Here is a 23,725-nt window from a genome sequence, read left to right as displayed (position 1 = left end):
ATTCTCCCTTTTTATAAGATTTGAGCGTCTCCAATTAAATCATACATAAAAACATCTGTAATTAAAACATCGATGTCGTCTCCAATAGATAGAGGCACTTTTGACATAAAAACAATATATCCATCTACGTCATCAGGAGCAAACGCATAACTCCTACCATAATAAAATTTAGATTCCTCATCATAGGCTTCAATAATCGTATGATGCACTTTGCCGATTTGTTCTTTATTTAATTTTTTCGCTATTTTCTTTTGTAATTTCATAATTTGATGTAGTCGGTCTTGCTTGATATTTTCATCAATTTGATTGTCTAGATGAAACGCTTTAGTATCTTCTTCTTTCGAATAAGCAAAAACGCCTAAACGATCAAATTGAAACTCTTCTACAAAATGGTATAACTGATCAAAATCAGCCTCTGTTTCTCCTGGAAATCCTACAATCAAAGTAGAGCGAATGATTGCATCGGGAATCATCGTTCTAATTTTATAAAGTAACTCCTTCACAAGCGTTTCATTTCCTCTTCGGTTCATTGCTTTTAATACAGACGAAGAGATGTGTTGAATTGGTATATCGAAATAAGATGCGATTTTAGGATTATTTTTGATTGTGTGAAGTAATTCAGGCGTTATTTCATCTGGATATAGATACAGAGCCCGAACCATGACGACTCCATTAAGAGAAGCAATTTCTTCCATAAGGCTTGCAAGTAAACTTTCATGATTTGGCGAAAAATCGGATCCGTATCTTGTGGTGTCTTGGCTAATTAAATTGATTTCTTTTGCACCATTTTTAATTAAGAGTTTGCACTCATTAATAATTTCTAAAAATGGTCTTGATCGAAATCCTCCACGAATTAACGGAATAGCACAATAAGTACATCGATTGTTACACCCTTCACTGATTTTCACATATGGCGTTTTTGAAGATGTTGAAAGCATTCTTGATTCATATCTTAATGGCATGAATTTTAAGGCTTTATCCATAAATTCTTCTTGCAATATTAGATGAATTTTTGGATAATCTTTTAAAGTGATGATTCGATCAATAAAAGGCATTTCTACCTTTAATTTTTCTTTATAACGCTCAGCATAACATCCACATACGATTAATTTTTTTCCAAATTCTTTCATTTCTAAAATAGTGTTTATCGTTTCTTCTTTTGCTGATTCGATAAATCCACATGTATTTATAATAATTACATCGCTTTCTTCTGGAGAAGAAACAATTTCGATTCCTGCTTCTTTTAAAATACCTAAAATCATCTCAGAATCCACTAAATTTTTAGCGCATCCAAGTGAGATTAATCCTACTTTCATAATTTATCCTCGCAGTTCCAAACTCTATAATACCATTTCTTTCTATCCGATTTGTTCTCTTTACATTATTTATAGTATAAAAGAGATTATTAATAGATTATATCTCTATTATTATACGCTTTTTTTTAGAATTTTAAAAGAAAAAAGAGGATATCCTCCTCTTTAAGTTGTTGCATTTAAAAACTGACTGTAATACAATTCAGCATAAACTCCTGATTTCTCTAATAGTTCTTTATGAGTTCCTTGCTCGACAATTTGTCCTTGATCCATTACAAGAATGGTTGAAGCATTTTTAATCGTCGAAAGTCGATGTGCAATCACAAAACTTGTTCTACCTTCCATCATGAAAGTCATTGCGTTTTGGATATAGGCTTCCGTTCTAGTATCTACTGATGAAGTTGCTTCGTCCAAGATTAAAATTTTAGGATTAAACAAAATAGCACGAGCAATGGTTAAAAGTTGTTTTTGACCTTGGCTAATATTCGATGCATCTTCATTTAATACTGTATCATATCCTTGTGGCATTGTCTCAATAAAATGATGCACATGAGCTTGTTTACATGCTGAAATCACTTCTTCTAATGTGGCGTTTTCTTTTCCAAAAGAAACATTTTCTCTGATGGAACCTGAGAACAACCATGTATCTTGTAAAACCATTCCAAAGAGAGATCTTAATGTTGTTCTTTTTACATCCGTTGATGAAATTCCATCAATTTTGATTTCTCCTTTATCAATTTCATAAAAACGCATTAATAAATTAACTAGAGTTGTTTTTCCTGCACCAGTTGGACCAACGATGGCGATTTGTTTTCCTGAACTAACTTCAAGATTTAGATTTTTGATTAAATCTTTGTCTTTACTGTAGGAAAAATCTACATTAGAAAATTCAACATGTCCTTGAAAATGATCGTTATCAAACTCTTTTAAATTCTTTTCAAGTGTTTCTTCATCGGCATCTAAAAGTTCAAAAATACGTTCTGCTCCAGCAATGGTAGATTGAAGCATATTGACAATATTAGCAAGATTTAAGATTGGATTGACAAAACTTCTTTGATAAGAAATAAAGATGGTGATGTCTCCAATTAATAAAGGATTTGTCGCTCCAGCAAGAATTCCACCCACAATAACAACGGCTACATATCCTATATTTGAAATGAACTCCATAATGGGACGAATCAATCCGCTTAAGAATTGAGCACCTTTCATTTCAGTGGCTAATCCTTCATTTATCTTTTGAAATTTATTAAAGGAATCTTTTTCTTTACCAAATAATTTTACTATTTTTAAAGCGGTAAACATCTCTTCAATATATCCATTTAAATTTCCAAGTTGTTTTTGTTGGCGAATAAATTTAGACTGTGATTTTTTTGCAATTAAAGTTGTCGCTAGGATATAAAGTGGTAAAACAATTAATGCAATAATGGTCAATTCCCATGATATATAAAACATCATAGCTAGAACTCCTATGATTAAGAGAATAGCTTGAATAATTTGTATTAAACTTTGTTGAATGGAACTTGTTACTACTTCAACATCGTTTGAAAACACCGATAAAATATTTCCTGTTTGTTTTGAATCAAAATATCGAATCGGTAATGTTTCTAATTTATCTCTTAATGTATTTCTAAAGTTCTTACCAATTGTGGCACTTACAGAATTTCCAATTAAATACGAAATCAACTCTAATATAAATCTAAATACATACAATAAGATGATTATGTAAAAGAATGTCTTAATTAAAGAAATGCTGTCTGCATCGGCAGACCCATTAATCATTCCTTGCATTGTATTTAATATTTGTCTTGAATAATTAGGTGTAATAACAGAAAATATTGTCATAATAATTGTAAACAATATCATTAAAATAAGTAAAGGTAATTGTGGTTTTAAAAACTTGATCAATCTTTTTGTGGTTCCTTTAAAATCCTTAGCTTTTTCTGCAGGGCGCCCAAGTGGCATTCCACTTCCAGGACCATGTTCTCTGTTTGGAGAAGGTTTTTTTGATTGTTGGATTTGAGATTGTTGCTCAATATTATTTTTTACTTGGTCATTTTTTTTCATGCTAGTTCCTCCTCTGAAAGTTGAGAAAGAGCAATTTCTTTATATACTTCACAAGTTTTTAACAATTCACGATGATTTCCCATTCCAACAATGGTTCCTTCTTGAATTACTAGTATTTTATCTGCATCCATAATCGTTCCGATTCGTTGAGCAATAATGATGACGGTTGCGTCTGTGGTTTCTTTTTTTAATGCCTTACGAAGAGCTGCATCTGTTTTAAAATCTAAAGCTGAAAAGCTATCATCAAAAATATAGATTTTAGGTTTTCTAATTAGAGCCCTTGAAATCGATATTCTTTGTTTTTGTCCTCCAGAGAAATTAACTCCGCCTTGTTCTACTACAGAATCATATTTTAAATCCATTTCTTCTATAAACTCAGAAGCTTGTCCAATGTTTGCGGCATATTGAATGTCTTCAAAGGTCGCATCTTCTTTCCCATATCCAATATTTTCCTTAATGGTTCCTGAAAATAAGGTAGCAGTTTGTGGAACAAAGCCTATGATTGATCTTAATTTATGCAACGTAAAATCAGATACATTTATGTCATCAATCGTGACACTTCCACACGTAACATCGAAAAAGCGAGGCAATAAATTGATAATGGTCGATTTGCCAGACCCAGTTGATCCGATGATTGCAATGGTCTCTCCTGGATTTGCTTCAAATGAAATATGATCTAACACATTCTTTTCGGCGTCTGCGTATTTGAAACAAACATCGTTAAATTGAATTTTTCCAGTGATATCTAAATCGTCGTAAATAGGGTTGCCTTCATCTTTTATGACAATTTCTTTTTCTAAAACTTCAAGTATTCTTTTTCCTGACACTTCAGCTCTAGGGTACATAATAAAGGTCATGGTAAGCATTAATAAGCTAAACATGATTTGGGTAGAATATTGAATGACAGCTGACACATTAGCCAAACTTTGATAATCTCCAAATGTACCAGTTGATACAAAAGTAAATGCAAGATATAAGATGCCTAAGATTACAAAATTAAAAATTAAGTTGACAGCAGGATTTAACATAGACATGATTTTTCCTGATTTTAATGTTGTGGATGTTAAATCAGCATTTGCATTTTGAAAACGTTTAACTTCTTTTTCTCCTTGACCAAAAGAACGAATAACTCTGACTCCGTTGATGCTTTCTCTTGTGACAAGAGTGAGCTTATCAACTTTCTTTTGTAAAGCTTTAAATAAAGGTAAAACTAAAATAAACGTTACAACAATCAATATAATTAATGCTGGAACACCCAAAATAAGAACTCCAGTTAATTCTTTGCTAATCCGAACGCTCATAATAATTCCACCAATAAAGAAGATTGGAATTCGTAAAAACATTCTTAACCCCATGATTAAAAAGTTTTGAATTTGAACTACATCGTTTGTTGATCTTGTAATCAAAGAGGATGTGCCAAATTGTTCTGCTTCTGCCATCGAAAATTGATTAATTTTCTTGTATAGATCTCGTCTAATATCTTTTCCGGTGTTACTTGCAACATTACTCGAAACATACATTAAAATAATGGCCGCAACCGATGATACAAGCGTAACGCCAATCATGATTACTCCATATTTTGCGATAATACCAAAATCACTTTTTTGGATAATTTTACAGGTATCGGGGTTTTCTAAAACATCGCATTCTTCTACAACGATATATTCCCCTGATATTGGATCTAAACTTTGATATTCAGCTGTGATTCCTTGACCAATGATTATACGCATATAATCTGGCAAAAGAAGAGTTCCCATAGAAGTAATAGAAACTAAAATAAAGATAATAAAAACTTGGAACCAATATGGTTTTAAAAATTTAAACATTTTTTTCATCAAGCAAATCCTCCTCGAAGTGTTCTTTCACTTTCATATATATTTTCTCTGTAATGACTTGCATCATTTGTTTTTCCTCTTCGTTTAATGCACTCAAAATTAATTCATCCCACTTGCGAAGAATTTCTATAACTTTATCCGCGATTAATTCTCCCTTTTTTGTAATAGAGAGTATAAAGCTTCTTTGATCCTCTGGATCTTTCACTTTTATAATCAACTCACAATCTTTAAGCTCATTTATTGCTCTAGTTGTATGTGATTTGTGAAATGGAGAGTGAACAATGATTTGATTCATTTTAATTGTTTTTGCTTCACTAATTTTAATTAAATAAGGCCCTGCAGGTCCATTAATGCCAATATTCTTTAGACTATCATCTAAAAAACGATGACGAAATTTATTAATCAAATGCTCATATTTATTAATCATTTAGACCACCTTCTTAAATATCACTTTTAAGTATATATCTATTTAGTTGCGATGTCAACTAATAATTTTAAAAAAGAAAACTTACAATTTATGTAAGTTCTTTCCCTATTTTAAAATATACAAAATTCCAATAGTTCCTTCTCCACAATGACTAGAAATAACACACCCAGCATCTGTTTCATATATGTGCTTAATGGGCAATTTATCGTGGATTTCATTATATATGTATTCATAAGATTTATGTGCCATTGAATGAGTCACCATTAGAAAATCTGAATCAATTTCCTCTTTTAAATCCATGACTTCTTTAATTAACAAATTAATACCTTGATTGATATTTCCTCTAGCCTTTTTTCCAACAACCATTACGCCATCTCTTACTTTAATAATTGGTTTAATTTTTAACATGGTTCCCATAAACGCAGAGAGAGCATTTAATCTGCCGCCCTTATATAAATAATCTAAAGTATCAATAACAAATTGGCTTCTTACTTTTGGAACAATCTCTAGAAGTTTATTTACTATGGTTTGAGCGTCATTTCCTTCTTGTCTGAATTTGTCAGCTTTTAGCAATAACAAACCAGAGCCTGAAGATAAATTCTCTGAATCCACTAAAAAAATGTCATCTGATTCCAACATTTTTTTTGCGGAATGAGCACTTAAAAAAGTAGCAGAGAATTTTGAACCAATACCTAAATATATTATTTGGTACTCTTCTTTTAGATACCTTTCAAAAATTTCATAAAATGCACCAGGTGATGCTGCCGCGGTTTTAGGCAACAAACCCTTTTTTTTCACAAGTTCGTACATTTTAGCCGTTGTTAAGTTCACTCCATCAAAATATGACTCTTCTACAAAATTCACATAAAGTGGAACAATATCAATATCAAGTTTTTTTATTAAATCAGAAGACAAATCACAAGTACTATCAGAAATTAATTTTATTTTCTTCAAATTAGTCACCTACTGAAATCATTATATATAAATCCATAGTAAAAGTAAATATAAAATAGATTATTTTACAAAAATGCACTATAATGGATACAAGCAGTTTAGAAATAAATACAATTGCTGATTTGCTATAACTTAATCATTAACTGCTTTATAACTTTAATGAAAAATGATATAATATTTTTGAGGTGATTGCATGAAAAAAATACCAAAAGAATTGCTAATTCAATCTGTAAAAGAAATGATAATGACTTCCGCAATTTCTTTAGATCAATGTTTGATTGATAGATTAAAAATCAGTTTTGAAAACGAAACTTTCAAACTTGCTAAATCAACTTTATCTCAAATTCTTGAAAATCAAGAAATCGCCAAAAATGAGCATATTCCTTTATGTCAAGATACAGGAATCGCTGTTGTTTTTCTTGAAATCGGAAATGAAATCGAAATAAATTACAATCTTGAAGATGCTATAAACGAAGGCGTTCGCCAAGGGTATTTAGAAGGATATTTGAGAAAATCAGTTGTCAATCATCCTTTGATACGACAAAACACTTTAGATAATACTCCTGCTATTATTCACCAAAAGTTGGTGAAAGGCGACACATTAAAAATTGAAATCGCACCCAAAGGTGCGGGCAGTGAAAATATGAGTCGTTTAGTAATGTTGACTCCTGCTTCTGGAATTCAAGGCGTAAAGAACTTTATTTTAGAAACCGTAAAATTGGCTGGAGGAAAATCTTGTCCTCCCATTATATTAGGAATTGGTATAGGTGGCAATTTTGAAAAAGCTGCATTAATGGCAAAAGAAGCTTTATTTAGAGATTTAGACGATCATGCACATCTACCAATAGATCAACAGCTAGAAACTGAGCTCTTAGATGAAGTGAATCAACTAAATATTGGTCCAATGGGACTTGGAGGAAATACAACTTGTTTGGCTGTTAAGGTGAATTCTTTTCCTTGCCATATTGCCTCTTTGCCCGTTGCTGTAAATATTCAGTGCCATTCTGCAAGAAAGAAAAAAATGATTTTGAGAGGTGAATGATGATAAAAATTAAAACCCCTATTGATGAAAAAACTAGGTTACAACTTAGAGCTGGAGATGAAATACTTCTTACAGGCATCATTTACACAGGTAGAGACGCTGCACATCAATTATTAGTACAAACTATTCAAGAAAACAAACCAACTCCTTTTGCTTTTGAAAATCAAATCATTTATTATGTTGGTCCTACTCCTCCAAAACCTGGAATGGTTATTGGATCTTGCGGACCAACATCAAGTTACCGAATGGATCCATTTAGTACAGTCTTAATGGAACATGGTTTAAAAATGATGATTGGAAAAGGAAACAGAAGCGATGACTTTAAGCAAAATCTTAAACTAAATAAAGCCATTTATTTTATTACAACTGGAGGCATTGGTGCTAAATTATCAAAAACCGTTAAATCTTCTAAATTACTAGCATATCCCTTACTTCAAAGTGAAGCTATTTATGAACTTTTGGTAGAAGACTTTCCAGTTATTGTCGCATATGATAGTTTTGGTGGAGACATATTCATTCAAAAAGACGTGTAAATTTACACGTCTTCTTTTTAGGTAGTTTTTTTAATATGCTTTTGCAAAATAAACTAATTTCTCTGCTTTTCTTCCACAAACAGGGCAGTTATCAGTCAAATGCTCTTGGTGAAAAGGAATGCATCTCGCTGTGGCTGAGGTTTCTTCTTTGATTAAATCCTCGCAAGATTGATTTCCACACCACATCATTTTTATATATCCTTGTTTTGATTCCAAAATTTGTTTAAATTCTTGATAAGTATAGGCTGGTCTTGTATTTAAAAAAACGTTATCAAGCGCTTTTTGATACATTTTTTCATGAATTTCTTGTAATAATAAAGGAATTTGAATGGATAAGTCAATTAATTTAATTGTGATTTTTTCTCCATTATATCGTTTCGCTATAATGCATTCGCCTTTCGCAAGATCACGAGGTCCAACTTCAATTCTTATAGGAATTCCTTTCATCTCGGATTCGGAAAACTTCCATCCAGGAGATTTATCTGAATCATCGATTTTAACACGAACTCCTTTTTCTGAGAGTGAATCAAATATGCTTTTTGCTGCTTCAAGCACCCCTTCTTTTTGTGATTGAATAGGTATGATGATAACTTGAATCGGTGCAACTCGAGGAGGTAATACAAGCCCTGAGTCATCACCATGAACCATAATGATTGCACCAATTAGTCTAGTTGAAACACCCCAAGATGTTTGATTAACGGGTTTCAAAATACTATCTTTATCTTGGAAATTAATATTAAATGCCTTAGCAAAACCCGTTCCAAAGAAATGTGTTGTTCCACTTTGCAATGCTTTTCCGTCATGCATCAACGCTTCAATAGTGTATGTTTCTTCTGCACCAGCAAACTTTTCTTTATTCGTTTTTTTGCCTGTCACAAAAGGAATAGCTAATAGTTCACTTCCAAGTGATTTGTAAATATCTAAAATCCCGAGTGTTTCTGCTCTTGCTTCTTCTTCAGTGGCATGGATGGTATGCCCCTCTTGCCATAAAAATTCTGATCCTCTCAAAAAAGGTCTGGTTGTTTTTTCCCATCTAACAACACTACACCATTGATTGTATTTTTTTGGCAAGTCTCGATAGGATGAAACGATTTTTGAATAGTGATCACAAAATAAAACTTCAGAAGTAGGTCGAATAATAAGCCTTTCTGGTAAAATTTCATTGCCACCAATCGTCACAATTGCGGTTTCGGGAGCAAATCCTTTTACATGTTCTGCTTCTTTTAGAAATAGAGATTCCGGAATGACCAAAGGCATATACACATTTTCATGTCCTGTTTTTTTGAATTCTATATCAAGAAATTTTTGAATATTTTCCCATAATGCGTATCCGTATGGTCGGTAGATAATAAATCCTTTTGCATCTGTATAATCCATTAATTCTGCTTTTTTACAGACATCAGTATACCATTGTGCAAAATCTTCATCTCTACTCGTAATTTCTTTAACTAACTTATCTTTTTGTTGTCCCATTGTTTCCACCTCTATTGATACATAATTATATCATATAATCATAATTTATGAAATGTTATTCATCGAAAACGTCGAGACTTCCGACGTTTTTTTAATAAATTGAATTTTCTACAAAATGATAAAACTCCTCTTGATTTTGTTCTTTAAATACACCACAATCTTCTAATACTTTTTCAAAAATACTTCCAACTTGATTTTCTAAAAATAGATTGATATCTTCAAAACTTTCTTGTTTTAATTTCATTTCTTCAATCCATGAAATGTGTTTTTCAAGTTCTTTATACTCTTGAGGATTTCGATTTTCAAGTAAACAAAGCTTTATGAGATCTAATTCCTTTTTTAACCTTCCAGGAAGAACTGCTAATCCCATCACTTCAATTAAACCAATGTTTTCCTTTTTAATATGAAAATATTCTTCTCTTGGGTGGAAAAGTCCATATGGTCTTTTCATTGTGGTTAGATTATTTCTTAATACAATATAAAAATTGTATTTTGATCCATCTAGTTTTACTATCGGGGTAATCGTATTATGCGATTCTGTTGTCTTGGCAAAAATTCCAATAGCTTCATTACTATATTCCTTCCAAGCTTCAAAAATTTGATTCACCATATCTAAAACGTAATCTTCATTACTTCCAACAACTCTTAAAACTGATAAAGGCCAATCTAATACTTCAATTTCAACTTTTCTTTTTTTATAGCTTTTTAATATTCGAGCTTTTTCAATTGGAAATTCATATCTTCCACCTTGAAAATGATAATGATTCAGAATCGACCCGCCAACAATGGGTAATCCAGCATTTGAACCCATTAAATAATGAGGGAATTTATTGATAAAATCCACTAATTCTTTAAAGGTGTTTGAGTCAACCTTCATAGGGGTATGTTCTTTTCTTAAAATAATAGCGTGTTCGTTAAAATAGGAGTAAGGAGAATATTGGAATCCCCATTGAGAAGTTTCGTGATTGATTGTCAAATCAATTACACGGTGATTACTTCTTTCTGCTTTGTTTTCATTCCCATAATAGCCTACATTTTCCATACAAAGAGCACAAATTGGATACGTATTATTTTTATCTTGTTTTTTTAACTCAATTAATTTGGGATCTTTTTCTGGTTTTGATAGATTAATTGTTATATCTAGTGGTGCATATTTCCCTTGATAGACAAAACGAAGGTTCTTATCAATTCTTTGTGTTTTAATATAATTTGAAGCTTTAGATAGATGATAGAAATAATTCGTAGCAGTCATTGGGCCCGTTTTATACAATTGATTAAATTTAGCATTTAATTCGGAAGGCCTAGGTAAAAAACAATCCATTAGTTTTGCTTCAAAATGATCTTCTTCTATTTCAAGATTGATTATTTTTTTTTCTGATGCAAAAATCAATACTTCTTGTAAGACTTCAAAAAAATCAAAGTCTTCAAGTATTTCTTCCTTTTTAAATGACTCCAATTTCAATAAATACAAAAGTTGATTTACTGAATAATCATAATCACTCGCTTCAATCAAATGTTCATCTAAAGCGTATTTTAGTAATCTATTTAGATTTGTGTTTATCATACCTTCACTCCTTATATCCATTTGGATGTAATCGATGAAACTTCCAAGCAGAAGAAATTATATCATTTAAGTTTTTTTGCGGTTTCCAATCCAAAACAGTGAAAGCTTTTTGATTAGAAGCTATTAATTTATCTGGGTCTCCTGGTCGTCTTTCACCAATTTTTACTGGAATATCGTGGTTTGTTATTATTCTGGTTTGATTCACGATTTCAAGATTAGAATATCCTTGATTTGATCCTAAATTAAATACATTAGATGTCGTAGTAGCTTCAAGATAATCTAGTGCTTTAAGATGGGCTAAAACTAAATCATCAATATGAATATAATCACGAATACAAGTTCCATCTAACGTATCGTAATCGTTTCCAAATATTGTTATGACTTCTCTTTTCTTCAAAGGTACTTGTAATACAATTGGTATTAAATGAGTTTCAGGACGATGGTCTTCTCCTATGGATGCATCCGCTGAAGCTCCTGCAACATTAAAGTAACGTAGACTGACGTATTTAATTCCATATGCCGTATCGGCCCAAGAAATCATTTTTTCCATCATTAGTTTTGACTCTCCATAAGGATTCGTAGGAAGAGTTAAAAACGTTTCAGTAATGGGCATTTCTTTATGAAGTCCATACACTGCAGCTGATGAAGAAAACACGAGTTTTTTGACATTGTATTTCGCCATCATTTCGAGTAAAACAATTGTCCCATACACATTATTATCAAAATATTCGTTTGGAGATTTCATTGAGACTTCAACAAGAGAATTAGCCGCAAAATGTATACAAGCATCAATTCGATTGGTTTTAAAAAGAGTATCCATAATTTGTTTGTCGCGAATATCACCTTGTATGAATTTCGCCTTTTTTGAGACGGCATCTAAATGGCCAGTTTGAAGATTATCAAGGACGATTACTTGATGTTGTTGATTTAATGCTTCCTTGACAAAATGACTTCCGATATAACCTGCTCCACCTAATACTAATAGGTTCATGCTGATTCCTCCAATCGATATTCTATGAAATGTTCATATGTTCTATTGGGTTCCAAAATGTAGGTAAGAAATCTTGAATCATTAATCGCATTCGATTGAAAATGTGGTTCAATCGCAATGGCCGAATGATAGGCAAGCGGCCTTGAAGTATGCAAAATACTTTTATCGGGATAATTAGTTGAATAAATAGTAATTCCTGGATAATTGGTTGAAACATATAACTTCCGATTTGTTTTTTTTGATGATAAACAAACATTAAATTCTTCATTTTCAGAAAGTATAAAGTAATGATCTAATCCCTTTGTAACATCTTCTTGAAGAGATCGATCATTAATTACAGGTATTATTTGCTTTTCATTTCTAAAATCAAAAATAGTATCTTGAACGTTAAGTAGCAAATCTCCAATCATTCTTTTATTGGGTATTACTACCAATGGGCTTTTCACTTCTAGGAAATGACTTTTAACTTCATAATCAAAATCACCATCCAGATTAAAGTACGAATGATTTGTAACATTGCAAATGGTTGTTTCTGTTGAAACTACTTTGTATTCAATGAATAAACAGTTATCTGTAATGGTATAAAAGATATCGATTCTTTGCATCCCAGGTAAGACAGAATGTTGATAATCAAGTGAAAATCTTAAAATAACTTTATTATCTTCGTTTGCTTCTTCAAATATAGAAAATTCCTTAAATGAAATTCCTTCTTTCCCAAAATGCAATAAATTAATTTCTGGGTTTTCAAATTGATAAGTAATATTATCCAATGAAAAACGTCCATCTTTTATTCTACCAGCAGTTAATCCAACATTTGTCCCTAAATACATTCCAGGTTTAAAGTAATCAAGATAATCTTGATAACTAGCAACAATTTGAGTGTTGTCAGAAGTAATCCACTTTGTCAAAGCGGCTCCTATATTGATAAAGGCAAATACGGAACCATTTGGTGTCTCTACAGTCACTTCAACAATATTCGCTTTCACATACTTTTTGGATATTTTCATTTATATTCCTCGCAATCTTTCTTTTTAAATGTTTCAAATATTGTTGAAAACATAGAAAAGATATTTGTATTTGGATATTCAGTAAAAGTCATAGTTTCTTTTGAGGTTGGATGCAAAAACTCAAGATAATAAGCCCAAAGTCCTAGTTCATTAGACAAAATAGATGTTTTTTTTCCATATTTTTGATCTCCTAATAATGGATGACCAAAATTCGAAAATTGAGATCTTATTTGATGAAAACGACCTGTTAGAAGTCTAACTTTCGCTAACGAAATTCCTCCATATAGATTAGAATTTGCCAGTATCTCATATTCAAGAATGGCTTTTTTCCCAGAGGATTCTTCACTAATTTCACTTTTTCTTAATTCTTCGTTTTTATTTAAATAATCTGTAAGTGTGTCTTTTTGTCCAACGGGTATAACCCCTTGAACGATAGCCATATATTGCTTCTCAAAGACATGATCACGAATCGCTTCAGATAGTCTCGATGCACTTTTGGATGTCTTAGCAAACACCATTAAGCCGCCAACATTCAAGTCCAAGCGATGGACAAGCCCTAAATATACATTCCCTGGCTTGAGGTACTTATCTTTTAAATACGATTTAATCAAAGTTAACATATCTGGTATTTTTTTTTCTCCTGCTTGTGATAACACACCAGCTGGTTTGATGGAGACAATTAGATGATTGTCTTCATATATAATTTTTAAAGAGTTCACATCCAATTTGATTTCCTCACATTCTTTGTTTTATCCTAAAGCCACATCTAAAATCATCATTAACACAAAACCAATCATAACAGCCATCGTTCCTACATTCGAATGTTCTCCAAGCTGTGACTCGGGTATTAATTCCTCAACAACTACATAAATCATCGCTCCTGCAGCAAAAGCTAAAAACCAAGGCATTATAAAAGACAACTGCGTTGCAAGAATTAAACCAATTACTGCAAAGACTGGTTCTACCGCTCCGCTCATCATTCCATATAAAAACGATTTCCCTGTAGACAATTTTTCTTGTTTTAAAGGAAGGGAAATAGCCGCTCCCTCTGGAAAGTTTTGAATTCCAATTCCAAGTGCTAATCCAAATGCAGCTGCAATTGCATAAGTTGATCCTGTTTTTAAAGCTAATCCAAATGCTAGTCCTACAGCTAACCCTTCTGGAATATTATGAAGCGTAACAGCAAAAACCAACATAGTCGTTCTTTTAAGTGAAGATTTTAGTCCTTCTGGTTTGTCTTCTCCAATATGTAGATGAGGTAACAAATTATCCACTAATAACAAGAATAATCCACCACCAATAAAACCAATTGCAGCTGGAATCCAACCAATTAATCCTTGATTTTCTGCTTCTGCAATTGCAGGACTTAACAGCGACCAAAAAGATGCTGCAATCATAACCCCTGCAGCAAACCCTAAAAAGATTTTTTTGAAATTAGGACTTAAGGCTTTTCGAAAGAAAAATACCATTGCAGCTCCTAATGTAGTCATTATGAAAATAAAAGCGATTCCTATCGTTGCGATAGTTTCATTGCTTAAACCCCACATATTATCCCTCCATTTACTGATAATTCAAATTATGAGTCCATACAAAAGGTATTGGAAAAACTTCTTTTAAAAATAATTTTAAAGTAAAAGAAGAAACTTGCTTTATTATGTTCTTATTTGGTCCAAATATCAGTTTATTTAGTTCATGAATATCATTAATTATAAACTTCTCATTTTCGAATGTAAACACATACTTAGTTTCTTCTATTTTAATCTTAATTTGATTTAAAAATTCTTCATCAAATTTAGATAAAAAATATGGTTTTAAATCGGAAATCAGTCCCAAAAAATCAATAATCTTGAAACTAGCGTGTTGATCTGTTTTATGCACTTTGTGCTTTTTTAACATTTCATGAATTTCATCTTCTGGAGTAGCCAAAATCGTTAATTTGTTTTTATTATATTTTTTTAGTATTAAAGGTATGGTTTCAACAATCGCTTGTCTTGATCCTCCATATTCTTTTACTAAAAGTGACTTTAAATTGTTTTTCATTTCAAAAATGATATAGGCAACAAGTGTTTCGTTTTCGAAAATCAATAAATTAGGATAAGTAGCAAACGTATCTGGATAAGTTTGCCCAAGGATTAAAAGTGAAAATTCAGATTCGCTTCTTACAAACCGTATGGTTTCTTGATTATAAATCGATAATAATTCTTTAAGGTATTTCTCTTGATATTCCAATAGTGAATAGTGAGAAAAAGCTTCAACGCTACTTTTATTTAAGATAAATGCATCAACATCTCCAACAACTGTCGCCCCCATTTTATGATAAATGCCACCTTCTCCTGAAATAATTGCGATTCTAATCTGTTCCTTTAACATTTGATTTTCAGCAAGAATAAGCAAAGTTGAAGCCATTTTTTGACCTCTAAAATTTTGGTGAGTACAGACAGATCCAATGGAGCCTACTGTAATATGACTTTCGTTTAGTTTTACATGTGCTGGATAATAATTTACTAAAGAGACGACTTCTTTGTCTTTTACACAAACAAACATTCTTTCAAGGTTGGTTTTTCCAAGAAGCAAAGGAAATTGTTCTTCCATATTTTCTTTGAACACTGATTTAGAAAGTTCAATGGCGCTTCGATGTTCTTTTTCTTCACATGTTCTATATTCAGTCATGTTTGCTAATTCCTTTTACATAATCTGCAAAATTGATCGTTCTTTTTTCAAGTCTTGATTTTTCTGCAGCAAATGCTAATAGATGACTTTCAATAGAAGCTTTTTCGCTTGTGATAGAAGTGTTATCTCCTACTTCTATCAAATGAACAAAAGCTTTCATGATTCCAAAATCTCCGCCACTATGTCCATATTCTGTTGATTCAAGATTCATTACGATAGGTTCATCAATTCCAAATTGATAAACTTCAATTTCGTTTTTTTCCATATGTCCTCTTATTTCACCAAGTGTTCCCATTACTTTTATCGTTCTTGTATTCTCGTGAGTAAATGCAGTCATGGTAAAAGAAGCTGTCACTTCATTTTCAAACTCTATAATAACCACTTGATGATCAACAACATCATTATCGCATTGATAGACACATCTTCCATAAGACCCTTTTGTTAATGCTTTTAATAACCCTTCATCTGACATATCATTCGATACAGGCAGTTTCATCCAATCAGGAGCCTTCAAATAGACTTTTGGAGCGTAATAAATACACGTGTTTTCTTTTGGGCATCCATCCATACAATAGCTTGGCGCATCAAGAGGCGCTTCACTTTCTTTAAAGTATGATAATTCACCAAAAGAAGATACTTGAGTTGGATTTGAATTTACAAGCCAATACAAAATATCCAAATCATGACATGATTTTGCCAAAATCATTGGACTTGATGTTTTTACATTTCGCCAATTTCCTCTGACATAACTATGTGCTTGGTGCCAAAAAGATACGTTTTCATTGTGTTGAATCGTCATGACTTTTCCAATTTTGCCTGATTCAATAATGTCTTTAATGGTCGAAAAAAACGATGTGTATCGTAATACATGCCCAATCATTAATTTCTTTTCAAGTTTATGTGCTAGTTCACCTAAATAAATACAATCTTTGGCAGTGATTGCCATTGGTTTTTCTAAAAATACATGATACCCTTTTTCTAAGGCCAATTTTGCTGGTTCAATGTGAAGATGATCTTGAGTGCAAATAAAGCACACATCTGCCATAAGTGGTTGTTTCAAAATATCTTCATAAAAACTATATTGATTTGTTTTAGCTATGTGATGTTGCATAGAAAAATAAGATCTTCTTTCGATATCAGGATCAGCAACACCAATAAATTGAATTTCTTTGGAATGATTTAAAGCATAAGCTCCATAGACCCCGATTCCTCTAGCTCCTGCTCCAATTAAAATGGCTTTTATCATAGAACTCACCTCGTATTCTACTTTATTTTATCATAATTTTATTTTTTTTTAACGAAAACAAAAAAACCAAACACAAATATTGTGTTTGGTTCACTTTTTTAAGGGTTTACTCGATTCGGACCGCGATAAAGGAATGTTACGTCTCTTATACTATCTAGATTAAATAATTTCATTAAGAAACGAGTAAGTCCAAATCCATAGCCTCCATGTGGTGGAATTCCATATTTAAAGAAATTCAAGTAAAAATCGATGGATTCAAGTGGTAACTCTTTTTGAATAGCTTGTTCTTTCAAAATTTCAACGCGGTGTTCTCTTTGAGCTCCAGTTGTAATTTCAATGCCTTTATATAATAAATCAAAACTCTTAGTTAATCCTGTAGTTTCATCTATCATATGATAAAAAGGTCTTGCTGCAAAAGGATAGTCGATAACAAAGACAAAATCGCATTTAAAGTTCTTTTTTGCATACATTCCAATAAGTTCTTCTTCTTTACGGTCAAAATCGTGTTCTTTTTCTCCAAAATATTTATATTTTTCTTGAATGATTTTTTTAGCTTCATAAAAAGGAATTCTCGGAAAATTGATGTCACTATCATTAATTTCTTCATTAAATAATGTTTTAAATTCTGCGCTTAAATTTATCTTAAGCTTTTTTAATACGTGTTTACAAATTGCTTCTTCTAAATCCATCACATCATGGTGAGATTTAATCCAACTCATTTCACAGTCCACACTTGTAAATTCAGTTGCGTGATAGGCTGTATGTGAATTTTCGGCTCTAAATACAGGTCCAATTTCAAACACATTATTAAAGCCAGCTGCCATAGCCATTTGTTTGTAAAATTGTGGAGATTGTGCTAGATAAACTGTTTTTCCAAAATAATCCATTTTGAAAACTTCAGCTCCAGATTCGGATGCAGTCCCTAAAATTTTGGGTGAATGGATTTCAATAAAATTATGTTCAATCCAATATTCTCTCATAGCCATTTCTGCAAGTGTTTGAGCTTTAAAAATAAGATAATTTTTATCTAATCTCAAATCTAAAAAACGATTATCAAGTCTTAATTCTTTATTGGATTTATTGGTGTAATCTAATATGTCAATCGGTAGTTCTTCTAAACTAACGCTTGTAACTTCGATGGAAGTTGGAATAAACTCGATGCCTCTTAATTTAACATTTGGTCGATCAAATATCGTTCCTTTGACAGAAATTGTGCTTTCTTTTGTCAATTTAGAAACGATTTCATTCATCGTTTTGCACTCGTCATTTTTTTCAATTGTTATTTGCACTTTTCCAGAAGAATCTCTTAATATAATAAATTGAACGTATTGTAAATCGCGAATTTTGTCGACAAAACCGCAAATTTCAATCTTTTGATTAAAGTACTCATTTAAATCCTTTAAATAAATTTTTTCCATGTTTTCCCTCACTTCAATAGCTGTTTGTGCTTGTGGTTATTATATCATAATTCAATTTCTTATTCAATTCATAATCTAAGGAATATAAAAGAATTAAACCAAAAAAAACGACATCTTTTAAAAGATATCGTTTATCATTTATTCTTTTTGAGAATGAACAACAACTTGTGGAAATGGTATTTCAATTTTGTTTTGGTCCAACAGTTCTTTAATTCGTTGACGAATCGCTCTTTCAATTCCATAATGAGATTCTGAGACTGTTTTTACGATGACACGAAGGTTTACACTACTGCTTGCAAGTTCAATCACTCCCAACACTTTTGGCCCTTCTATAATATCTGGAAAATCAAGTGCCAATGTTGGTAATTCTTTATTAAGTAATTCTGTCGTTTTTGCCACATCTTCTTTATAGGCAATTCCAAAATCCACAATTCCGATAGAAGGATTTCTGGAAAAATTAATCAAGGTTGTAATGTCTCCGTTTGCAACAATTTTTACTTCACCTTTCCAATTACGTATTTTTGTGGTTTTTAACCCTATGTCTGTAACTTCTCCTTTAAAACCACCAACTTCTACCTTGTCTCCAACATCAAAATGATGTTCAAAAATAATGAAAAATCCACTAATTAAGTCATTGATAAATTTTTGAGCACCTAACCCAATAACAAGGCCTGCCATTCCGAGACCTGCAAGAGCAGGAATTACATTAACTTCCCACAATGCAAGTATAACGATAATTGTGACTATATAGGTTACGTATTTAATAATACTCATGGAAACTTTTGCAATTGTTTTTTTTCTTTTTTGGCCAAAGCTTGCTTTGCCTTCTAAGTGATACAACGCAAGTTTGCTGGCTTTTATAATTAAAGTTGCAATAAAAATTGTAAGAATCGAACCAAATATTGCCCCTGTTTTTGCTCGAATTAATGTTTCAGCATTTGTTAAAAAATCAGAAACCATTGTTCCAAAATCATACTCCCAGATAAACAAGATTCCGACAATTGCTCCGATAAATATTATAAATTCTACAATGTAAATTAAGATTAAATTCCATTGTTTTAATGTTGCTTGAAATTTATTTGTCATTATTTTTTGAAATATAAAGATGCCTAATACTGTCAAAACAATAACGACAGATAATATAGAATTCATCCATATTGAAGCAATGATTATTGACATATACTTTCCCCACTTTCAAATTCATAAATAGTATAACATATTATACATATTTTTTCAGTATTATTCAAGATTTAGAATTTAGGTTTTAGAAGTGAATGTAAGAACTTGAATCCTCTTTTTTTTAATAAATTTAGAAAAATCCAATGAAATTCTTTCGTTATCATCTTTATTTGCAAATATCTTTTCTATGTCTCCTTCTAACTCAAAAAAACTTATTGACACTACACACTATCAACGTTATAATAAAACTAAAGTTTTATGCTAAATATGCATTTCAAGGAGGCTAAATTTCCATATCGATTGCTTGACGAATTGTTTACCTTTTTAATTTTCATTTTCTATTCGGAGAAAAACTATTTTTTTTTTGTAAAAGTATTAGTATCAGTTTCATTTTAATAAGAATAAACCCCTAAGGCGAAAAGATACCAATTTTTACTTCACATGCGAAAAGACATAACTCACTTACTACACTTGGGCACAATTCTTTCTTGATTGTCATTTTTTATTTTATCTAACGGGAGGACTCAATATGTTGTTAAAAGAAATTTTAAAAAAATATCCAAAAACAGAAGATCAATTAATTGAAATATTGCTTGATTTTCAATCAACAAAGAACGATCATTATATTTCTAACGAAGAAATAGCCGAAATTGCCGAATATTTAAATGTACCAGAAAGTAAAGTATGTAGTGTAATGTCATTTTATACTTTTTTTTCAACTGTTCCAAGAGGAAAACATATTATTCAAGTTTGTAAAGACGTACCTTGTTATGTAGCCTCAGATATTAACGTATTAAAAATCATTGAAAAGGAACTTGGAATTCGAGTTAATGAAACTACTTCTAATCAACAATTTACATTAGAATACACTAGTTGCATCGGTTGTTGCGATGCTGCTCCTGCAATGAGAATTGATGATAAGACTTACACAAATTTAACTGCGAATAAAATCAAAGCGATTTTGTCTGAGTATCGGGTATACATGCTATGATCGAAATGAAATTAATTTCCAAACGATTTGGAAAAATTAATCCCCTATCTATTGATGATTATATTAACTTTAATGGTTATCAAAACTTAACAAAAGCATTGTCTATGGAAAAAACTTCTATTATTGAAGAAATTGAAACTTCTTATCTTCGCGGACGTGGTGGTGCAGGTTTCCCAGTTGCTAAAAAAATGATGGGTCTTGCAAAAGAATCAGATAAAGAAAAATATATTATCTGTAACGCTGACGAAGGCGAACCAGGAAACTTTAAAGATCGTTATTTAATGGAAAATGATCCTCACCAAATAATCGAAGGTATGATTATTGTTGCTTATTCAACTGGAGCTACAAAAGGATACATCTATATTCGTGGTGAATATCAAAAAGCGATTGGAATTATGAAATGGTCCATTGATGAAGCTAAAAAAAGAGGTTATTTAGGAGCTCATATCCTAAATAAAAATTTTAACTTCGAACTTGAAGTGCGTTCAGGAGCTGGATCTTACGTTTGTGGTGAAGAGTTTGCATTAATTGAGTCTATTGAAGGCAAACCTGGCCGTACACGTGTTAAACCTCCTTTTCCAACTTCTAAAGGATTGTTTAATAAACCAACACTTATTAACAATGTAGAGACTTTTTCTACTATTCCAACCATTATCGAAATGACAGGCGCAAATTTTGCTAAAATTGGAACTCCTTCTTCTACAGGAACGAAATTACTTTCACTTTCTGGAAATGTTAAAAACAAAGGCGTTTTTGAAATCCCCTTTGGTGTTCCAATTCGTGATGTCATTGTTCAATTAGGAAAAGGCGTTGAAAATGACCGAAAAATTAAAATGGTTCAATTAGGTGGGGCTTGTGGTCCTATCATCCCAGAATATATGCTTGATATGATTATTGATTTCGAACGATTTGAAGAGTTCGAGTCAAAAACAGGTGCAGGGGCTATTATTGTTATTGATGATCGCTATGACCTATTTGATATTTTACTTAAAACCGTGCATTTTTTTGAACATGAATCTTGTGGAAAATGTACTCCTTGTCGCGAAGGACACATTCAACTTGTAAACATCATCAAAAAATTTATTGAAAGAACCGCAACCATTAAAGATTTCATTTCTTTAGAATCGCTTGCACGTGTGATGCATCAAACTTCACTATGCGGATTAGGCCAAACATCACCGACTGCCATTATTTCTACCCTTAGGTATTTCCGTGATGATTATCTCGACCGTATCGAACATCCGGAAAGAATATAAGGAGGAAATGAAATGGTTAATTTAGTCATAAACAATGTAAAAGTTTCTGCAAAAGAAAATACTACTATTTTACATGCGGCAAAAGAAAATAATATCAATATTCCAACACTTTGTTATTATCCTGATTTAGACATCAAATCTGATTGCCGAATTTGTGTAGTCGAAATTGTTGGTCAAAAGGGATTAGTAACTTCTTGTTCTACTCCAGTAAGAGAAGGAATGGTTATTAACACAAATTCTCCTAGAGTTTTAAATGCGAGAAAAACAATCACTGAATTAATTTTATCAAATCATGATACGAATTGCACTGTATGCGTTAAAAACATGAATTGTGAACTTCAATCGCTTGCAAAAACATTAGGAATCGATGAAAACCGTTTCCCATCTGTGTTACAACCTCAACCAATCGATGATTCCAATCCTTCTATCGTTAGAAACCCCAATCGTTGTATTAAATGTGGCCGTTGCATTGATGTTTGTAAAAACATTCAATCCACAAACGTTTTAGGTTTTATGGGTAGAGGACATGGTGTAAGAATCACTGCAGCTTATGAACATAATTTATCCGATGATTTTTGTACTTTCTGTGGACAATGCGCGAGCGTATGTCCAGTCGGTGCAATTATGGAAAAAGATGATACCGATATTTTATGGCACGCTTTAAACGATGAGTCAAAACATGTTATCGTTCAAGTAGCTCCAGCTGTTAGAGTATCACTTGGTGAGGAAATTGGATTAAAAGCAGGAAGTATTGTTACTGGAAAACTAGTCTCAGCTATGAAATTATTAGGCTTTAATATGGTGTTTGACACAGATTTTACTGCTGATTTAACAATTATCGAAGAAGGAAATGAATTGATTCATAGAATTACAACTGGTGGAGTGTTACCAATGATGACTTCTTGTTGCCCAGGTTGGATTAATTATGCTGAACAACATTTCCCCGACGTTTTAGATCACATTTCATCTTGTAAATCACCTCAACAAATGTTTGGTTCTTTAGCAAAATCTTATTATGCTGAAAAAACAGGAATTAATCCAAAAGATATTTTCGTTGTTTCTGTAATGCCTTGTACAGCTAAAAAATATGAAGCAAAACGCGATGAAATGAGTTTAGATGGGAAAACTCCTGATGTAGATGTTGTATTAACCACTCGTGAATTAGGAAAAATGATCAAACAAATGGGTATTGATTTAGCAAGTCTTGAAGAAAGCAAATTTGATTCTCCATTCGGAATTACTACTGGAGCCGCTGCTATATTTGGTGCTTCTGGCGGAGTTATGGAAGCTGCTTTACGAACCGTTTATGAAGTTGTAAATGGAAAACCACTTGAAAAAATTGATTTTAAAGATTTAAGAGGATTAGAAGGAATTAAGGAAGCTGAAGTGAATTTAGGCGGAACAATGGTGAAAGTTGCTGTTGCTCAAACATTAGCTAATGCTAAGAAACTCGCTGAACAAGTAAGAAACAATACTTCTCCTTATGCATTCATAGAAATTATGTGTTGCCCTGGAGGATGTATCGGTGGAGGTGGACAACCTTATGGAACTACTAACGAAATCCGTCAACAACGTATTGATTCTACTTATCAAGTTGACTCCAATATGGCTCTTCGGAAATCACATGAAAATCCTGAAGTAAAAGCTTTATATGATGATTTTTTGAAACAACCTCTAGGTGAAAAATCACATCATTTATTACATACTCATTATCACGACAGAAAACAAAAATAAGAAACTATATATTTTAAAGATTGATTTC

General features: G+C 31.9%; 20 protein-coding genes. 5 read left to right on the top strand and 15 right to left on the bottom strand.

Going from position 1 to position 23,725, the window contains the following annotated elements; translation table 11 throughout:
• Positions 1 to 11: 11 nt before the first annotated feature.
• The 5 genes from rimO to KJ971_03345 form a co-directional block, all read right to left on the bottom strand.
• On the bottom strand, positions 12 to 1,316 hold the full coding sequence (rimO, locus tag KJ971_03365) for a 30S ribosomal protein S12 methylthiotransferase RimO (GenBank protein ID MBU1144882.1): 1,305 nt from the start codon (positions 1,314 to 1,316) through the stop codon (positions 12 to 14).
• 162 nt (positions 1,317 to 1,478) lie between these two features.
• Positions 1,479 to 3,377, bottom strand: a complete 1,899-nt coding sequence (locus KJ971_03360; protein ID MBU1144881.1) for an ABC transporter ATP-binding protein/permease — start codon at positions 3,375 to 3,377, stop codon at positions 1,479 to 1,481.
• A complete protein-coding gene (locus tag KJ971_03355) occupies positions 3,374 to 5,212 on the bottom strand; it encodes an ABC transporter ATP-binding protein/permease (protein ID MBU1144880.1) in 1,839 nt (612 codons plus the stop codon). Before KJ971_03355 ends, KJ971_03360 begins: the two co-directional genes overlap by 4 nt.
• The gene (locus tag KJ971_03350; protein ID MBU1144879.1) at positions 5,196 to 5,639 is read right to left on the bottom strand and encodes a hypothetical protein; all 444 of its coding nucleotides are present in this window, start codon (positions 5,637 to 5,639) and stop codon (positions 5,196 to 5,198) included. The genes KJ971_03355 and KJ971_03350 overlap by 17 nt, the downstream gene beginning before the upstream one ends.
• A gap of 105 nt (positions 5,640 to 5,744) precedes the next feature.
• Positions 5,745 to 6,593, bottom strand: coding sequence for a DegV family protein (locus KJ971_03345; GenBank protein MBU1144878.1), 849 nt, complete (start codon positions 6,591 to 6,593; stop codon positions 5,745 to 5,747).
• A gap of 193 nt (positions 6,594 to 6,786) precedes the next feature.
• Between KJ971_03345 and KJ971_03340 the strand changes: the two genes are divergently transcribed.
• Positions 6,787 to 7,635, top strand: a complete 849-nt coding sequence (locus KJ971_03340) for a fumarate hydratase (protein ID MBU1144877.1) — start codon at positions 6,787 to 6,789, stop codon at positions 7,633 to 7,635.
• A complete protein-coding gene (locus tag KJ971_03335) occupies positions 7,632 to 8,168 on the top strand; it encodes a FumA C-terminus/TtdB family hydratase beta subunit (GenBank protein MBU1144876.1) in 537 nt (178 codons plus the stop codon). Before KJ971_03340 ends, KJ971_03335 begins: the two co-directional genes overlap by 4 nt.
• A 30-nt stretch (positions 8,169 to 8,198) precedes the next feature.
• Here the strand turns inward: KJ971_03335 and proS are convergent, their stop codons facing one another.
• The 10 genes from proS to KJ971_03285 form a co-directional block, all read right to left on the bottom strand.
• Positions 8,199 to 9,641 (bottom strand): proline--tRNA ligase, encoded by a 1,443-nt coding sequence (proS, locus tag KJ971_03330; GenBank protein MBU1144875.1) that lies wholly within the window; start codon positions 9,639 to 9,641, stop codon positions 8,199 to 8,201.
• Positions 9,642 to 9,732: 91 nt separating this feature from the next.
• Positions 9,733 to 11,205 carry a UDP-glucose--hexose-1-phosphate uridylyltransferase gene (locus tag KJ971_03325; protein ID MBU1144874.1) on the bottom strand — a complete coding sequence of 491 codons (1,473 nt, stop codon included), beginning with the start codon at positions 11,203 to 11,205 and terminating at the stop codon, positions 9,733 to 9,735.
• Positions 11,206 to 11,209: 4 nt separating this feature from the next.
• Positions 11,210 to 12,196: a UDP-glucose 4-epimerase GalE gene (gene galE, locus KJ971_03320; GenBank protein MBU1144873.1), complete on the bottom strand. Its 987-nt coding sequence runs from the start codon at positions 12,194 to 12,196 to the stop codon at positions 11,210 to 11,212.
• Entirely contained in the window at positions 12,193 to 13,203 is a 1,011-nt protein-coding gene (locus tag KJ971_03315; protein ID MBU1144872.1) for a hypothetical protein, read from the bottom strand. The genes galE and KJ971_03315 overlap by 4 nt, the downstream gene beginning before the upstream one ends.
• The gene (locus tag KJ971_03310; GenBank protein MBU1144871.1) at positions 13,200 to 13,922 is read right to left on the bottom strand and encodes an RluA family pseudouridine synthase; all 723 of its coding nucleotides are present in this window, start codon (positions 13,920 to 13,922) and stop codon (positions 13,200 to 13,202) included. Before KJ971_03310 ends, KJ971_03315 begins: the two co-directional genes overlap by 4 nt.
• 30 nt (positions 13,923 to 13,952) lie before the next feature.
• Positions 13,953 to 14,750: a ZIP family metal transporter gene (locus KJ971_03305; GenBank protein MBU1144870.1), complete on the bottom strand. Its 798-nt coding sequence runs from the start codon at positions 14,748 to 14,750 to the stop codon at positions 13,953 to 13,955.
• Positions 14,751 to 14,763: 13 nt separating this feature from the next.
• Positions 14,764 to 15,873: a GNAT family N-acetyltransferase gene (locus KJ971_03300; protein ID MBU1144869.1), complete on the bottom strand. Its 1,110-nt coding sequence runs from the start codon at positions 15,871 to 15,873 to the stop codon at positions 14,764 to 14,766.
• Positions 15,866 to 17,119: a Gfo/Idh/MocA family oxidoreductase gene (locus KJ971_03295; GenBank protein ID MBU1144868.1), complete on the bottom strand. Its 1,254-nt coding sequence runs from the start codon at positions 17,117 to 17,119 to the stop codon at positions 15,866 to 15,868. Before KJ971_03295 ends, KJ971_03300 begins: the two co-directional genes overlap by 8 nt.
• Before the next feature lie 98 nt (positions 17,120 to 17,217).
• Positions 17,218 to 18,537: an aspartate--tRNA(Asn) ligase gene (gene aspS, locus KJ971_03290; protein ID MBU1144867.1), complete on the bottom strand. Its 1,320-nt coding sequence runs from the start codon at positions 18,535 to 18,537 to the stop codon at positions 17,218 to 17,220.
• Between the two features lie 138 nt (positions 18,538 to 18,675).
• Positions 18,676 to 19,716 carry a mechanosensitive ion channel family protein gene (locus KJ971_03285; GenBank protein MBU1144866.1) on the bottom strand — a complete coding sequence of 347 codons (1,041 nt, stop codon included), beginning with the start codon at positions 19,714 to 19,716 and terminating at the stop codon, positions 18,676 to 18,678.
• Positions 19,717 to 20,245: 529 nt separating this feature from the next.
• Here KJ971_03285 and KJ971_03280 point away from each other — a divergent pair.
• The 3 genes from KJ971_03280 to KJ971_03270 are packed head-to-tail and all read left to right on the top strand — an operon-like array spanning position 20,246 to position 23,697.
• Entirely contained in the window at positions 20,246 to 20,707 is a 462-nt protein-coding gene (locus KJ971_03280) for an NAD(P)H-dependent oxidoreductase subunit E (protein ID MBU1144865.1), read from the top strand.
• Positions 20,708 to 20,712: 5 nt separating this feature from the next.
• Entirely contained in the window at positions 20,713 to 21,963 is a 1,251-nt protein-coding gene (locus tag KJ971_03275; protein MBU1144864.1) for an NADH-quinone oxidoreductase subunit F, read from the top strand.
• Positions 21,964 to 21,975: 12 nt separating this feature from the next.
• Entirely contained in the window at positions 21,976 to 23,697 is a 1,722-nt protein-coding gene (locus KJ971_03270) for a [FeFe] hydrogenase, group A (protein MBU1144863.1), read from the top strand.
• The last annotated feature ends 28 nt before the right edge of the window (positions 23,698 to 23,725 follow it).

The sequence above is a fragment of the Bacillota bacterium genome, from assembly GCA_018818595.1.
Lineage (GTDB): Bacteria > Bacillota_I > Bacilli_A > Izemoplasmatales > Hujiaoplasmataceae > JAHIRM01.
Note: the sequence above shows the minus strand (reverse complement) of the source record. Positions and strands in the feature narration are given on the sequence as shown.